Annotated in this window: 9 protein-coding genes; 4 read left to right on the top strand and 5 right to left on the bottom strand. The window is 66.3% G+C overall.

The annotated features are described in order from the left end of the window. Positions 1–289 precede the first annotated feature (289 nt). The 4 genes from uvrB to J1C47_RS02990 all read left to right on the top strand — a co-directional run bounded on the left by uvrB (position 290) and on the right by J1C47_RS02990 (position 8,495). A complete protein-coding gene (gene uvrB, locus J1C47_RS03005; protein WP_207349241.1) occupies positions 290–3,823 on the top strand; it encodes an excinuclease ABC subunit UvrB in 3,534 nt (1,177 codons plus the stop codon). A gap of 631 nt (positions 3,824–4,454) precedes the next feature. Beyond that, positions 4,455–4,742: a GIY-YIG nuclease family protein gene (locus tag J1C47_RS03000; protein ID WP_207349240.1), complete on the top strand. Its 288-nt coding sequence runs from the start codon at positions 4,455–4,457 to the stop codon at positions 4,740–4,742. Positions 4,743–5,579: 837 nt separating this feature from the next. Further along, a complete protein-coding gene (locus J1C47_RS02995; RefSeq protein ID WP_207349239.1) occupies positions 5,580–7,157 on the top strand; it encodes a tetratricopeptide repeat protein in 1,578 nt (525 codons plus the stop codon). 813 nt (positions 7,158–7,970) lie between these two features. Then, the gene (locus J1C47_RS02990) at positions 7,971–8,495 is read left to right on the top strand and encodes a hypothetical protein (protein WP_207349238.1); all 525 of its coding nucleotides are present in this window, start codon (positions 7,971–7,973) and stop codon (positions 8,493–8,495) included. Positions 8,496–8,595: 100 nt separating this feature from the next. Here the strand turns inward: J1C47_RS02990 and ftsW are convergent, their stop codons facing one another. Genes ftsW through J1C47_RS02965 form a run of 5 tightly spaced genes read right to left on the bottom strand, consistent with a single transcriptional unit; the run spans position 8,596 to position 15,181 of the window. Next, entirely contained in the window at positions 8,596–9,750 is a 1,155-nt protein-coding gene (gene ftsW / locus J1C47_RS02985; RefSeq protein ID WP_425354532.1) for a putative lipid II flippase FtsW, read from the bottom strand. Between the two features lie 8 nt (positions 9,751–9,758). Further along, the gene (gene murD / locus J1C47_RS02980) at positions 9,759–11,156 is read right to left on the bottom strand and encodes a UDP-N-acetylmuramoyl-L-alanine--D-glutamate ligase (RefSeq protein ID WP_207349237.1); all 1,398 of its coding nucleotides are present in this window, start codon (positions 11,154–11,156) and stop codon (positions 9,759–9,761) included. 10 nt (positions 11,157–11,166) lie between these two features. Beyond that, a complete protein-coding gene (gene mraY / locus J1C47_RS02975) occupies positions 11,167–12,249 on the bottom strand; it encodes a phospho-N-acetylmuramoyl-pentapeptide-transferase (protein ID WP_207349236.1) in 1,083 nt (360 codons plus the stop codon). Continuing rightward, a complete protein-coding gene (locus tag J1C47_RS02970; RefSeq protein ID WP_207349235.1) occupies positions 12,246–13,736 on the bottom strand; it encodes a UDP-N-acetylmuramoylalanyl-D-glutamyl-2,6-diaminopimelate--D-alanyl-D-alanine ligase in 1,491 nt (496 codons plus the stop codon). The genes mraY and J1C47_RS02970 overlap by 4 nt, the downstream gene beginning before the upstream one ends. After that, the gene (locus J1C47_RS02965) at positions 13,733–15,181 is read right to left on the bottom strand and encodes a UDP-N-acetylmuramoyl-L-alanyl-D-glutamate--2,6-diaminopimelate ligase (protein ID WP_207349234.1); all 1,449 of its coding nucleotides are present in this window, start codon (positions 15,179–15,181) and stop codon (positions 13,733–13,735) included. The genes J1C47_RS02970 and J1C47_RS02965 overlap by 4 nt, the downstream gene beginning before the upstream one ends. Positions 15,182–15,210: the final 29 nt, after the last annotated feature.

The raw sequence follows: 15,210 nt of genomic DNA, 5'->3' as shown, positions 1-15,210 counted from the left end.
TTAGCGGTCGCTGAGCCGGATGTCGGCCCCGGCCGCCATGCTTTGACCACGATATGAACACGATCGGAAAGTCGCGTCGCGGCCACCGATCTTCTCGGGCGATCGGCTTTCCGACACCCGGCGCCGGCTGAAGAGAGGTCCGCGCGTCACTTCCCCGACAGACCGTTCGGAGGCGCATCTCGCGAAAACGGGGCTCCGGCGCAGGCATCTGTTCTCCTGATGCGACCGACGCCCTCGGTCGTCCGCCGCCACCTTCCATCGCCGCCGCGTGGTCTCTATATGTTCCGCCATGGCTTCCCGACCCCGCAATGCCCCGCGCCGCTCCGCCCCCGCCGATCGTGACGGCGTCGGCGACGAGCCGGTCTTCGACCCCTCCGCCCCGGCCCGCCGCGGCCCGCTCGGCGACTTTTCCGACGCCTCCGCCCGCGCCGACGGACCGCGCGCCGGCGGCTTCGGCGAGGCGCCGCAGGCCGGCTTCGAGGCCGGCGCGTCTCTCGCCGGGCCGATCTCCGGCTGGGCCGACGAGATCGCCCGCAGCGCCGAGACGAAAGCCGAGCGCGCCGCCGATGCGGATCAGGCCCCCGGGAAGGCCGCCGGCAAGACGGCGAAGACCGCCGAAGACGCAGGCGCCGATCCGAGCGAAGCGAGGCAAGGCCGACCGGCCGTCGGGCGGTCAGCCCGCCCAAGTGGAGCGAAGGCGCGCAGCGCCGACAGCGTGAACGCGAACAAAAAGCCGATGAAATCGGCCCGCGGCACCTCGATGGGCGGCACCACCGACCCGCAGAAGCGCGCCGCCGCCGGCCTCAATCCGGTGGCCGGCATGGACGTCTCGCTGGAAGACGCCAAAAGCCTGCCCGAGGGCGGCGTCACCGCCACGGTCGAGGCGCTGACCAAGCTGATCTCCGAGGGCAACCCGCTGATCAAGAACGGCGAGGTCTGGCTGCCGCACCGCCCGGCCCGGCCGGAAAAGTCCGAGGGCGGGGTGAAATTCCGCATCGCCTCGGACTATACGCCCATGGGCGACCAGCCGACGGCGATCGCCGACCTCGTCTCCGGCATCGCCGATCACGACAAGACCCAGGTGCTGCTCGGCGTCACCGGCTCCGGCAAGACCTTCACCGTCGCCAACGTCATCGAGCGCACCCAGCGCCCGGCGCTGATCCTCGCCCCGAACAAGACGCTGGCGGCCCAGCTCTACGGCGAGTTCAAGTCGTTCTTCCCGGACAACGCCGTCGAATACTTCGTCTCCTATTACGACTACTACCAGCCCGAGGCCTACGTGCCGCGCTCGGACACCTATATCGAGAAGGAATCCTCGATCAACGAACAGATCGACCGGATGCGCCACGCCGCCACCCGGGCCCTCCTCGAACGCGACGACGCGATCATCGTCGCCTCGGTCTCCTGCATCTACGGTATCGGCTCGGTCGAGACCTATACGGCGATGACCTTCCAGATGAGCGTCGGCGACCGGCTCGACCAGCGCCAGCTCCTCGCCGACCTCGTCGCCCAGCAGTACAAGCGCCGCGACATGGATTTCTCCCGCGGCTCCTTCCGGGTGCGCGGCGACACGATCGAGCTCTTCCCCGCCCACCTCGAAGACCGGGCCTGGCGCATCTCGCTGTTCGGCGACGAGATCGAGGCGATCCACGAATTCGACCCGCTCACCGGCCAGAAGACAGACGAGCTGAAGTCGGTGAAGATCTACGCCAATTCCCACTACGTCACCCCCCGCCCGACCCTCAACCAGGCGGTCAAGTCGATCCGGCAGGAGCTGAAGCACCGCCTCGCCGAGCTGGAAAAGGCCGGGCGTCTGCTGGAGGCGCAGCGGCTCGAACAGCGCACGAGATTCGACATCGAGATGATCGAGGCGACCGGATCGTGTGCGGGGATCGAGAACTATTCGCGCTATCTCACCGGCCGGGCTCCCGGCCATCCGCCGCCGACGCTCTTCGAATACCTCCCCGACAACGCCCTCGTCTTCATCGACGAGAGCCACGTCACCGTGCCGCAGATCGGCGCGATGTATCGCGGCGACTTTCGCCGCAAGGCGACGCTCGCCGAATACGGCTTCCGCCTGCCCTCCTGCATGGACAACCGCCCCCTCCGCTTCGAGGAGTGGGACGCCATGCGGCCGCAGACCGTCGCGGTCTCGGCGACCCCCGGCGCCTGGGAACTCGAGGAATCCGGCGGCGTCTTCGCCGAACAGGTGATCCGCCCGACCGGCCTCACCGACCCGCCGGTCGAGGTCCGCCCCGCCCGCTCCCAGGTCGACGATCTCCTCGGCGAGATCCGCGAGACCGTCGACAAGGGCTACCGCGTCCTCTGCACCGTTCTCACCAAGCGCATGGCCGAGGATCTCACCGAATATCTGCACGAGCAGGGCGTCCGCGTCCGCTACATGCACTCCGACATCGACACCCTCGAACGCATCGAGATCATCCGCGATCTCCGCCTCGGCGCCTTCGACGTCCTCGTCGGCATCAACCTCCTGCGCGAAGGCCTCGACATCCCCGAATGCGGCCTCGTCGCCATTCTCGACGCCGACAAGGAAGGCTTCCTGCGCTCGGAGACCTCCCTCGTCCAGACCATCGGCCGCGCCGCGCGCAACGTCGACGGCAAGGTGATCCTCTATGCCGACCAGGTCACCGGCTCGATGGAGCGGGCGATGGCCGAGACCACCCGCCGCCGCGAGAAGCAGGAGGCCTACAACGCCGAGCACGGCATCACCCCGGCGAGCGTCAAGGCCAAGATCGCCGACATCCTCGACTCCTATTACGAAAAGGACCACGTCCGCGTCGACGTCGGCCCCACCGCGAAGGAAGGCGAGCTCGTCGGCAACAATCTGCGCGCCCATATCGAGCATCTGGAAAAGCAGATGCGCGAATCCGCCGCCGACCTCGACTTCGAACGCGCCGCGCGCCTCCGCGACGAGATCAAGAAGTTGAACGCGAAAGAGCTGGAATTCGGCGGCAACGTCCGGCTCGACGCCGTCGCGGACGCTGGCAATGGCGCCCGCGCCTCAAAACTGAGCCCTCATCCTGAGGCGACCGGAACGGCCGTCGAAGGGCGCGGGCGCGGCACGGGCGCCGGCACCTCCACCTCCCCCTTGAGGGGAGGTCGCGCCGCAGGGGCGGGTGGGGGTCCCTCGCGCAGCGAGGACTCTGGCGATCCCCTCGCCGACGCCGTCGCCATGGAGGAATCCGTCATGGGCCCCTCCACCGGCCGCACCAAACACGGCAGGAAGGCCAAGCGCGACCGCGCCCCGATCGGCGACGAACGCTTCGGCCCGCGCGGCGAAGTCCTCAAGGCTCCCGGCTCCGGCACCGTTGCCGCCCCCGCCTCGCTGTTCAGGAAGCCGTCGCTCGATGACATGGGCCCCGGCACAGACATGGCGGTCCCGGCGGGCCGCCAGTCACCGTCCCCCGACGATCGTCATTCTCGGGCCCCGTCCCGAGAATCCAGGGACGACGGGCGCGGCGGCACCTCCCCTCATCCTGAGGTGCCCGGAACGGGCCTCGAAGGACGAGGGGAAGGCTCCCGCTCCTACTTCCGCAAGAACACCCTCGACGAAATGACCGTCGGCCGCACCGAAAAGCCCACCGGCAAGACCCCGCCGAAAAAGCCGGAGCCCTCGAAGCAGCCGATCTCCCCCCGTGTGGGGGAGATGTCCGGCAGGACAGAGGGGGGTGCGCCGCGCTCGACGCCCGACGATAGCCCCGCCCCCATCCGCCGCGAACGCATCGGCCGCGGCTCCTACGAGGACCCCGCCGACCAGAAGCGCAAACGCCGGCCGAGCAAGACCGGCCGGCCGGGGCGGTGAGGCCGCAAGCACCGCCGCCCTCTCTCCCCCTTGTGGGAGAGAAAGCCTTTTCGCGGTCTTGGGCCTCGGCTTGCCGACGTCCAAGTCGCAGAAAAGGCAAGAGAGGGGTTTCCCCGTCAACATCGCCGCAATCGCTGACAAGGTGCGCGAGAACCATCAGCGTTCCCCTCAGCAGCCACCACGGACCCGGTGAAACCCCTCTCTTGCGATTTCTATCACCTGGCTTCGCCAGGACGATGAAATCGCTTTCTCTCCCACAAGGGGGAGAGAGCACCCACGCCCGACGCTCCGCGCAGCCCCTTTCAGGTCAGGCGCTCCCACCCCTCCACTTCGTCATCCTCGGCCCGCAGGGTCGGGGATCCATGCCGGAGCCGCGCCACCGCCGCTCCGCATCAGAACGGCCTCCTCCGCCACGCACCGCCCTCCCCGAACCCGATCACCGACGGCCATGCGGAGGCATGGATCCCCGACCCTACCGGGCCGAGGATGACGAAGCGTCGGTGACGGCGCCTCGCCCTGTCGCGCCCCGCAACCGCGGAAGCCTTGCACCGGCTCGCGAGCCCCGCGGCCTCGGCGGCGCAGCCCTCGCCGCCGCCTTGACGCCACCCCCGCCACCCTGCACCATCCCCTCATGGCGGGACACGTCTACATCATGGCGTCGCAGCGGAACGGCACGCTCTACATCGGCGTGACGTCCGACCTCGCCCGCCGCGTCTTCGAACACAAGTCGGAAGCGACCAAGGGCTTCACCAGCCGCTACGGCTGCAAGCGCCTCGTCTGGTACGAAGAGCACTTCGACATCCGCGACGCCATCGCCCGCGAAAAGTCCCTGAAGAAGTGGTCCCCCGCGCGAAAGATCGCCCTCATCGAGACGATGAACCCCGACTGGCAGGAACTTTACCGGGGCCTGTGGTGGTGACGGCGGATCGGCCCAATGGCGAGCACAAATGTGCCGGCGGCCTTCAAGCGCCGCATCAGAACGTCGCCACTCACCCCTCCACTTCGTCATCCTCGGCCCGCAGGGTCGGGGATCCATGCCGAAACCAGCCCACCGCTGCTCCGCATCAGAACGGCGGCCGCCACCCACCACTTCGTCATCCTCGGCCCGCAGGGTCGGGGATCCATGCCGGAACCTTCCCACCGCTGCTCCCATCAGAACGACGCCGCCCACGCCCACCGCCTCGCCACGCTAACCCCCGCAGGGTCGGGGATCCACCCCGGAACCGTGGCACAGCCGCCTCGCGTCAGAACGGCGCCACCCCACGCACCACCATTCCCGAACCCGATCACTAGCGTCGATGCTGCTCCGGCATGGATCCCCGGCCCTATCGGGCCGAGGATGACGAAGCGTTGAGGGTACCGCTCGTTCTGGCCCGCCACTCCCAGCCCGCAAACGCATGGGCCGCGGCTCCTACGAAGACATCGCCAACTAGAAGCGCTAGCGGACGCCGAGCAACCCCGGTCGGCCGGGGCGGTAGAGGGCATTGTCTCCGCCTCGTCCTGGCGGACCTTTTATTTGTGTAAGGAGTCTTTTTGGCAGGGCAGAGTGACGTATCTTCTGCCATAATCGAAGGATTGGAGGCAGGCGACGCGCGCATGGTCACCCGAGATGTTATCCTAATACGGTTTCTGACCGGCAGTTTTTTACGTAGAATTCTATATTATATACTGTGGCAATTCTATTCGCAATTCCGCGAAGTCACTGAAAATTGCCTTTTGAGAGAAAAGGATTCACTATATGACTACAAATAATGACATGGCATCTTTTTTCACTGGAGTCGATTTTAAATTTATTGTTTCTGCCATCATCTCATGGCCGATGGCCCTGTTTGCGGTTTGTATCACCCTGCTTTTTTTGACAAAATATGTAGTTAAACACCTGATATCTACACCAGGTCTTATATTACAAATACCCGGAGGTATTAAAATACAAGTTCCAACACCATCGGTTGATGTCTCACCTGCTGGGGTCATCATCGAGTCGAAGGAATCAACGAAAAGCAGTGTTCCTGCCGTGCCCGATGGCGAAAAATCGCTACAGAGCATTGACGAATTGGTTGATCATATGAAGTTTTTCGCTCTCGTCGACGATCGCAATATTGACGGTGTTCGAGAATTTCTTGATGACCTGCAGACTCGTGGGTTCGAAGAATTTATGGGTGATACCATAACGTTGGCTCGAACTTTCTGGCTCAACATTGTCGGCGATGAGACCTCCTTGCAAGAAACCCTTAATTTGGATTCTTCTATCGAGAAAAATCGGACCGTTTTAAGAATCGCGGCCAGAGAATTGGACCGTCGGGGCGACAGATATAATTCGGAGCGAGTGCTTGAGAGGTTGAAAGGGTTTCCTGAAGAACATGAGGTGCGCGCACTGCTGATTCGTACGCAGGATGGGGTCGACGCGGCCATAGAGTACGTCGATAGCCACATTGAGGACGACAAGGGCTCTGCAGAATTATTAAGGATGGCTGTCGATTTTTGTGGAGATAAATACTCTAGAAAGAAAGCTTCTTATCTTTATAAAATAGTAAAATTAATACCGAAGGATGAGACTGCGCGTTTTGAGCTAGCGTTTTTAATCAATGAAACTCTTGAAAGTGCTTTTCAATACAAACGCATCTTAAGCGACAATCCAAAAAACTCAATGGCCCGGAATAATCTTTCGACGATATACGACTCCATAAATCTCCCGATCTACGCTGTAAATATGCTGCAAAAGGCTGCAGAAACAGGAGATGACTACCCGCGAGGAAATTTGGCAATTCGCTTGGCCGATCGTGGTTTTGTTGACCTCGCAGAAAAGCAAATTGTACCTGAAACTGGATTGCACAAATTAGAGCGAAGAACATCGGAGGCCATATCATACATTGCTACTATACGAAAGGATCAATCAGAAAAATTCGATCGATTTCACGACTCCACTACAAATTTTGCGACCCTATGCACTTGGGCTTTCAAAACAAATGGTGGAGTGAAAGCTTCCTACGCCCTCCCTTCCGGAACTTTTAAAAAGGGAGAAATGAAAATAACATTTGGATCAGAAAAGATTTCATTCTCTCAGGGCGATTCAATATTCACATCAAACACCCCAGATATTTGCTACCTTCCTTGGTGTCTTTTCAATTTTACAGAAGACGGTGGAAATAAGACATACCGGAGCCCTCTTTTGATTGGCCCTAGCGAAAGAAAGATATATATATTTTTTGGTTGCGACCAAGTGCGAATTTTCTACATGGATGATGTAAACTCAAGAGGAATTTCGGAGGCTTTTTTAAGTGAGGGCGAAGGCATCCATAAAATCTCACCTCCGTCACCGCCGGTCGAGGACTAGCCGGCCCGCCGAGGTCATGGCCCCGAGTAGACTACTCTGTTGCTCCACGGGAACGAGGGGCACCCCGCCTCACTCCACCCCCCGCCAATATCTCTCCCCCCCATCTCCCCACAACCCCTTGATTTCCCTCACCCTCCCGAAAAAACTTATCCCCACCCCTCCTCGCGCCCCCATACTTCCCCCATCGCCGGTCCACCCGACACCAGTCGACGGGAACCGGGCACGGGCGCTCACCGGGAGCGTTCGCGGGCCGGCGATGCGGTCTCCGCGCCGTTCGCCCTTCCGGAGGGCGGGCGTCCCGGACGGCCTCCCGGCGCCGCTGGCCCCTCGCGCACTACGGCGCGGGTGCGGATCGGTCCGCTTGAGGTCGCCGCGCTGAAAAGACGCGGCGGGTGAAGCGCCAGCCGCCACCGGAACCCGTCGATCAGGCGGGCGACGGTCCATGGGAGGTCGCATCAGAGCCGCGCGGTGCGCCGGAGGCGAGCCGGATTGTTGATTGAACGGAGGGCTTGCCTCCGGTGCACCGCCGCCCGAGCCTTTCGCGAGGGCGGCGATCAGGGGCCCACCAGCGACGAGCGCCGCGAGGAGCTTAAGGGTGGGACAGAGAATCGATCGACCCGGCTGCCAAATGCGGCGCGGGAACGCCGACACGTGGCCCGACGCCGGCAGGACAGGCGCGGCACCCCCGCGTCGTCATTCTCGGGCCCCGTCCCGAGAATCCAGGGGCGGCTTCGGCAAACGGTCGGAGTACAAGCCGCCGGCCGGCCGGGGAACGCCCGGAGGACGCAGCCAGATCGAAAATGTGAGGAGCCCATGCGCGACGAACCGCAGATCGACCCGCCGGTGACCGCCGGGGAGCGGGCCGAAAGCATCGCCATCGCCCGGCGGCACATTTCGGCCTGCCGCGCCGCGCTGATCGCCGCCGGCCTCGGCAAGGCGCCGCCGCGGCGACGCCGCCGCAAAGCGGAGCGGGACGCGCCGGCGGGGGACGCCGAGCCGACGCCGCAAGACGGCGAACGGGCGCTGGCGGCGATCGCGCAGGGGCTGACCCATCACTGCCGGCGCGGCGACTGCCGCCGCGCCTTCGCCTGCCGCTTCGGGGGGCGGGGCAAGGATGCCGCCGGTGCCGCGCCGCCCTGCCTCATGAGGCTGCCGCAACAGGCGGTGCTGGCGCTCCGCCTCGGCGTCATGCGCATACGCGCGCCGGAGGCGTTCCGCGAGCCGCGCCTTCAAGCGCTCGAGGCGGCGGCGGTCCGCGCGCGCCGGACGGCCACCGTCGCGGCAGAGCCGTCGGGCGCCGGCCGCGAACCCGGGCGCCCGGGGGGCACGCGCGCGTGACGCCGGGGCGACGCCGCAATGACGCGGGATCCGGCCCGGCTTGCGGTCTGCGCGAGACGTCTTCAACGGGCGGACGCGTCAGCTTCTTCGCCGGTTGGTATCAAGCGCCGTGCAGCAGCAGCGTGCGGTGCACCAGCTGGTCGGTGAAGGAGCGGTTCTCGGCGCGCTTGCGGGTGAGCGCCAGGATGAAGCCGGCGGACATGGCGATGGCGAGCATCGACGAGCCGCCATAGGAGATGAAGGGCAGCGTCATGCCCTTGGCGGGCATCAGCTGCAGGTTCACCGCCATGTTGATGATCGACTGCAGGCCGAAGATGAAGACCAGGCCGCAGATCGACAGCCGCACGAAGGGATCGCGCTGCTTCAGGGCGGTCGAGAGGCCGCGCAGGACGACGAAGGCGAAGAGCGAGGCGAGCGCCATGCAGGCGACGATGCCGAACTCCTCGGCGAGCACCGAGAAGGCGAAGTCGGTGTGGCTGTCCGGCAGAAGCCGCTTCACCGTCCCCTCGCCCGGGCCCTGGCCGAGCCAGCCGCCGTTGAGGATCGCCTCGCGCGCCCGGTCGGTCTGGAAGGTGTCGCCCTCGCCGGTCCAGAAGCGGTTCACGCGGCTCGCCACGTGGTCGAACATGACGTAGGCGCTGACCGCGCCGACGGCGCCGAAGCCGCCGAGAATGACGATCCACAGCCAGGAGAGCCCGGCCATGAAGACGAGGCCGCCCCAGGCGCCGGCGACCAGCATGGTCTGGCCGAGATCCGGCTGGGCGACGAGCAGCGCCGTGACGATGAGGAGCAGGATCAGCGCGTAGAGATTGCCCGGAACGTCCGCCCGTTTGACCTTTTCGGCGAGGAGCCAGGCGCAGATGACGACGAAGCAGGGCTTCATGAATTCCGAGGGCTGGATGTTGAGCGGGCCGAAGTCGATCCAGCGGCGGGCGCCCTTGATCTCGGTGCCGAAGAACAGCGCGGCGATCATCAGGAGGATCGAGACGACCAAAACGACGAAGGCCGCCCGGCGCACGGCCCGGGGCGAGAGCATCGAGGTCGCGATCATCACGACGACGGAGGGCGCGAGGAACAGCGCGTGGCGCTTGACGAAGTGGAACGGCTCGAGGCCGATGCGCTCGGCGACCGGCGGGCTGGCGGCGAAGGACAGCATGAAGCCGGCGACGAGCAGGATCAGGAAAGCGGCGAACAGCCACTTGTCGACGCTGCGCCACCAGTCGGCGACCAGCGTCCTGGTCGACTGCCCCGTCAATGCCATCGTCATCGCGAATCCCCGCGGGTTCCCTCGACGTCCGGCAGGGCGGCCACCGCCGCGCGGAAGGCATCGCCCCGGACCTCGAAATTCCGAAACTGGTCGAAGCTCGCGCAGGCCGGAGACAGGAGGACCACGGCATCCTCTCCGGCCGCCTTCGCGTCGGCCGCCGCACGTTCGACGGCGACGGCGAGTGTGCCAGAGATTTCGTAAGGAATTCGTTCACCAAGAGTCGCGGCGAAGGCGGGCGCCGCCTCGCCGATCAGATAGGCCTTGGCGATCCGCGGAAAGAACGGCTTCAGGGAGGCGATGCCGCCCTCCTTGGGCAGGCCTCCGGCGATCCAGTAGATCCGCTGGAAGGCGGCGAGCGCCGGCGCCGCGGCATCGGCGTTGGTCGCCTTGGAATCGTTGACGAAGAGCACCGGCCCGATGCGCCCGACCTCTTCCATGCGGTGGGCAAGGCCCGGAAAGCTCCTAAGCCCCTCGGCGATGGCCGGGTCGGCGATGCCGAGAAGCGTCAGGGCCGCGACCGCCGCCGCAGCGTTCTGGGCGTTGTGGCGGCCGCGCAGCGAGCCGATGCCGGCGAGCCGGAAGCGCGCCTCGCCCTGGCCCGGCATGCGGCGGACGAGTTCCGCCCCGTCGAAGCCGACGCCGCTCCGCAGATCGCTCTGGGAGATGCGGGTGACGGCCTTGCCGTCCGATTCCAGCCCGTCGGCGATCAGCCGGCAGGGCTCGGTGTCGACGCCGATCACCGCCTTGCCGGAGCCGGCGACGAGCCGCGCCTTGATCGCGGCGTAGTTGCCCATGGTGCCGTGGCGGTCGAGATGGTCGGGCGAGAGGTTGAGGAGGATGCCGACCGTCGGCTCGATCGTCGGGGCGAGGTCGATCTGGTAGGACGAGCACTCGACGACGTAGTGGCGGCCGGGCGACGGCGGATCGAGCGTCAGCACCGCGACGCCGATATTGCCGCCGAGCTGGGTGTCCTTCTCGGCTACCTTCAGGCAGTGGGCGATCAGCGCCGTCGTCGTCGACTTGCCGTTGGTGCCGGTGATGGCGACGAAGGGCGCGTTTGGCGCCAGCGCCCGCCGCTCGCGCGAGAACAGCTCGATGTCGCCGATCACCGGGACCTGGTGGAGCCGCGCCAGATCGACGCTCCAATGCGGCCGCGGATGGGTGAGCGGCACGCCGGGCGACAGGACGAGGGCGGCGAGCCGCGTCCAGTCGGCGGTGCGAAGGTCCGCCGTCGCGATTCCGGCCGCCGCCGCCTTCTCGACGCTCGACGGATTGTCGTCATGAGCGAGGACGTCGGCGCCGCCGGCCGCCAGCGCCAGGGCGGTTGCGAGGCCGGAGCCACCGAGACCGAACAGGGCGACCTTCTGACCGGCGAAACAGCTGACGGGGATCATCGCGTCGCGTTCATCTCAATTTCAGGGTCGACAGGCCGACGAAGGCCAGCATGAAGGCAATGATCCAGAAGCGTACCACCACCTGGCTCTCCGTCCAGCCGAGTTTTTCGAAATGGTGGTGGATCGGCGCCATCAGGAACACCCGCTTGCCGGTCAGCTTGAACGAGGCGACCTGGATGATCACCGACATCGCCTCGATGACGAAGAGACCGCCGATGATCGCCAGCACGATCTCGTGCTTGGTCGCCACGGCGATCGCCCCGGTCATGCCGCCGAGGGCGAGCGAGCCGGTATCGCCCATGAAGATCGCCGCCGGCGGCGCATTGAACCAGAGGAAGCCGAGGCCGGCGCCGATCACCGCGCCGCAGAGCGGCGCCAGCTCGCCGGTGCCGGCGACGTAGTGGATCTGCAGGTAGTTGGAGAAGTTCACGTTGCCCGAGAGATAGGCGATCAGGCCGAAGGCGGCGGCGGCGATCATGATCGGCACGATGGCGAGCCCGTCGAGACCGTCGGTGAGGTTGACCGCGTTCGCGGCGCCGACGACGACGAACGCCCCGAAGGCGACGTAGAACCAGCCGAGATCGAGCAGGACTTCCTTGATGAAGGGGAAGGCGAGCGACGTGGCGAAGCTTCCCGTCCCGGCATAGACGACGGCGGCGACGGCAAAGGCCGCGATGACGAATTCCAGCGCCAGCCGCGCCCGGCCGGAAAAGCCGAGATGGCTCTGCTTGGTCACCTTCAGATAGTCGTCATAAAAGCCGATGGCGCCGAAGCCGACGGTCACCAGCAGCACCGTCCAGACGTAGATGTTGCGCAGATCCGCCCAGATCAGCGTCGAGCCGATGACGCCGGAGAGGATCATCAGCCCGCCCATGGTCGGGGTGCCGGCCTTCTTGAAATGCGTCTGCGGCCCGTCGGCGCGGATCGGCTGGCCGCGGCCCTGGCGGATCCGCAGCGTCGAGATGATCGCCGGACCGAAGAGGAAGACGACGATGAAGCCGGTGATCATCGACGCGCCGGTGCGGAAGGTGATGTATCTGAAGACGTTGAAGAGCGGGAAGACGTCCGCGAAATTGCCGAGATAGGCGATCATTCGGCGGCTCCGGAGGTCGTGTCAGCCGCTGCGGCGTCGGTCTCGGCGGGAGGCGTCGCCGCACCCGCTTTTTGGGTTTCGTGTCCGGCAAGCAGCGTTTCGACCAAGGGCGAGAATCCAATACTCTTCGAGGCTTTGACGAGGACGACGTCGCCGCCGCGCATGGTGGATCTGAGATCGTCGAGAAGCGCGCCGTTGGTCTCGTGCCAGCGGCAGTCGATCTCGCCGGAAAGAACCGTCTCGAGCGCCTTCATCTCGGCGCCGGCGAGAAAGGCGACGTCGACCTTCGCCGCGACGACGGCCTCCTTCAGGCCGGCATGGAGTTCGCCGGAGGAGGTTCCGAGTTCGAGCATGTCGCCGAGAACGGCGATGCGCCGCCCGCCCTCTCCCGCTTCGGCGCGCCCCAGGACCTCGAGGGCCGCCCGCATCGAGGCGGGATTGGCGTTGTAGCTGTCGTCGATGAGGGTGGCGGCGGAACCGTCCGACAGGGCCAGAGCATGCCTGGCGCCGCGTCCCTTGACGGCGCGCCAGTCGCTCAGCGCCGCGGCGACCTTGCTAACGTCGGCGCCGATCCGTTCGGCCGCGCCGAGCACCGCGAGGACGTTCTGGGCCATGTGCCGGCCGGGCGTCGCGAGAGAGACGTGCAGCGCCTCGCCGGCGATCTCGGCATCGATCCTGGCGCCGTCGCGGGTCGCCTCGAAGGCGATCAGCCGGAAGTCGGCGCCGGACGCCTCGCCGAAGGTGGCGATGTTCCTCACGCCGGCCTTGCGGGCGAGATCGGAGAGCAGGCCGCATTTCGGGTCGTCGGCGTTGACGATCGCGGTTCCGTCCGGAACGAGACCCTCGAAGATCTCCGCCTTCGCCTCGGCGATCTCGTCGAGATCGCGGAAATGACCGAGATGCGCCGGCGCGATGAGCGTGACGATCGCGACATGCGGGCGCACCAGCTTGACCAGCGGCCGGATCTCGCCGGGATGGTTCATGCCGATCTCGAAGACGGCGTAGTTCGTCTCGGCCGGCAGCCGGGCCAGCGACAGCGGCACGCCCCAGTGATTGTTGAAGGAGGCGGCGCTCGCATGGACGCGGCCGACAGCCGACAGGCCGTGGCGCAGCGCCTCCTTGGTGGTGGTCTTGCCGACGCTGCCGGTGACCGCGACGACCTTCGCCTTCGAGCGGGCGCGCGCCGCTTCCGACAGGCGCGACAGCGCCTTGAGGACGTCGTCGACGACGAGCATCGGTACCTGCACCCGGCCGAGCGCCGGCAGCTTCTGCTCCGCCACGACGGCGAGCGTCGCGCCGGCCCGGTGCGCGGTCGACAGGAAGTCGTGGCCGTCGAAGCGCTCGCCCTTGATGGCGAAGAAGGCGTCGCCGCGCTCCAGGGTGCGGGTGTCGATCGAGATGCCCGTGATGCCGCCGGGCAGAGAGCCCATCGGCCGCGCCTGCATCGCCTCGACGAGGACGCGGGTCTCCCAGAGATAGTCCGTCATTGCGCAAGCTCCGCGATCGCCGCCCGCACTTCCTCGTGGTCGCTGAACGGGTGCGTCACCTCGCCGATCTTCTGGCCGGTTTCATGTCCCTTGCCGGCGACGATCACCGTATCGCCGGATGCGGAGTCCGCGATGGCCGCGCGGATCGCCGCCCTCCGGTCGCCGATCTCCCGGGCTCCGGGAGCGGCGGCCATGATCGCCGCGCGGATCAGCGCCGGATCCTCGGAACGGGGATTGTCGTCGGTGACGATGACGACGTCGGCAAGCCGGGTGGCGATCTCGCCCATCATCGGCCGCTTGGCGCGGTCGCGGTCGCCGCCGCAGCCGAAGACGACGACGACCCGGCCGGTGGTGAAGGGGCGGACCGAGGCGATGACGTTTTCCAGTGCCTCGGGCTTGTGGGCATAGTCGACGAAGACCGGCACGCCGGCGCGCGTGTTTCCAGCAAGTTCGAGGCGGCCGCTCGCGCCTTTCAGCGATTCCAGCGCGTGCAGCGCGTCGCGCGGCGGAACGCCGGTGGCGATCGCAAGGCCCGCCGCGACGAGCGCGTTGGCCATCTGGAAGCCGCCGGCGAGCGGCAGCACGACACGGTGGAACTCGCCCTCGACCTCGACTTCGGCGATCTGCCGGCTGCGTTCGTGCTCGAGGCGCTTCAGGCGCAGATAGTCGCCCTTGCGGCCGACCGTCATGACGCGGGCGGAGGTGCCGGTGGCGACTTCGATCGCCCGCCCCGACCAGGCGTCGTCGGCGTTGATCACCGCCGGGGCGCCCTTCGGCAAGAGCGCCGTGAACAGGCGCATCTTCGCCTGGAAATAGCTCTCGGCATCCGGATGGTAGTCGAGGTGGTCGTGGCCGAGATTGGTGAAGGCGGCGGCGGCAAGCCGCATGCCGTCGAGCCGGTGCTGGTCGAGACCGTGGCTCGAGGCCTCCATCGCCGCATGGGTGACGCCGCTTTTCGCAAGCGATGCCATCAGCTCGGCGAGCGCCACCGGATCCGGCGTCGTCAGGGAGCCTTCGGTCGTCAGCGCCGGGGAGACCACGCCGGTCGTGCCGATCGAGGCCGCGACGTGACCGGTCCGCTCCCAGATCTGGCGGGTGAAGGTGGCGATCGAGGTCTTGCCGGCGGTGCCCGTCACCGCCACCAGATGTTCCGGCTGGGCGCCGTAGAACCGCGCCGCCATGACCGCCAAGGCATGGCGCGGCTCGGCGCTGCGCAGCACCGGCAGATTGGAACTGATCGCGGCATCCTCGCGGCAGAGGATCGCGGCGGCTCCCTTCGCCGCGGCGTCGGCGGCAAAGCTCGCCCCGTCCGCCCGGCTTCCCGGCAGGGCGGCGAAGAGCGCACCCGGCTTTGCCTGCCGCGAATCGGCGGTCAGAAGGGAGATGTCGGGATCGGCCCCACCCGATAAGGCGCCGAGCCCCCGTGCGAGAAGGGAGAGCTGCATCGAAGCTGGTCCTTGCCCCGTCGAATGCC

Origin of the sequence: Jiella sonneratiae (assembly GCF_017353515.1) — a bacterium.
In the GTDB taxonomy this organism is placed as follows: Bacteria; Pseudomonadota; Alphaproteobacteria; order Rhizobiales; family Rhizobiaceae; genus Jiella; species Jiella sonneratiae.
Note: the sequence above shows the minus strand (reverse complement) of the source record. Positions and strands in the feature narration are given on the sequence as shown.

Excerpts from the sequence above, each read along its gene's own strand:
- uvrB (WP_207349241.1), top strand. The coding sequence starts at position 290 with ATGGCTTCCCGACCCCGCAATGCCCCGCGCCGCTCCGCCCCCGCCGAT.
- J1C47_RS03000 (WP_207349240.1), top strand. The coding sequence starts at position 4,455 with ATGGCGGGACACGTCTACATCATGGCGTCGCAGCGGAACGGCACGCTC.
- J1C47_RS02995 (WP_207349239.1), top strand. The coding sequence starts at position 5,580 with ATGGCATCTTTTTTCACTGGAGTCGATTTTAAATTTATTGTTTCTGCC.
- J1C47_RS02990 (WP_207349238.1), top strand. The coding sequence starts at position 7,971 with ATGCGCGACGAACCGCAGATCGACCCGCCGGTGACCGCCGGGGAGCGG.
- murD (WP_207349237.1), bottom strand. The coding sequence starts at position 11,156 with ATGATCCCCGTCAGCTGTTTCGCCGGTCAGAAGGTCGCCCTGTTCGGT.
- mraY (WP_207349236.1), bottom strand. The coding sequence starts at position 12,249 with ATGATCGCCTATCTCGGCAATTTCGCGGACGTCTTCCCGCTCTTCAAC.
- J1C47_RS02970 (WP_207349235.1), bottom strand. The coding sequence starts at position 13,736 with ATGACGGACTATCTCTGGGAGACCCGCGTCCTCGTCGAGGCGATGCAG.
- J1C47_RS02965 (WP_207349234.1), bottom strand. The coding sequence starts at position 15,181 with ATGCAGCTCTCCCTTCTCGCACGGGGGCTCGGCGCCTTATCGGGTGGG.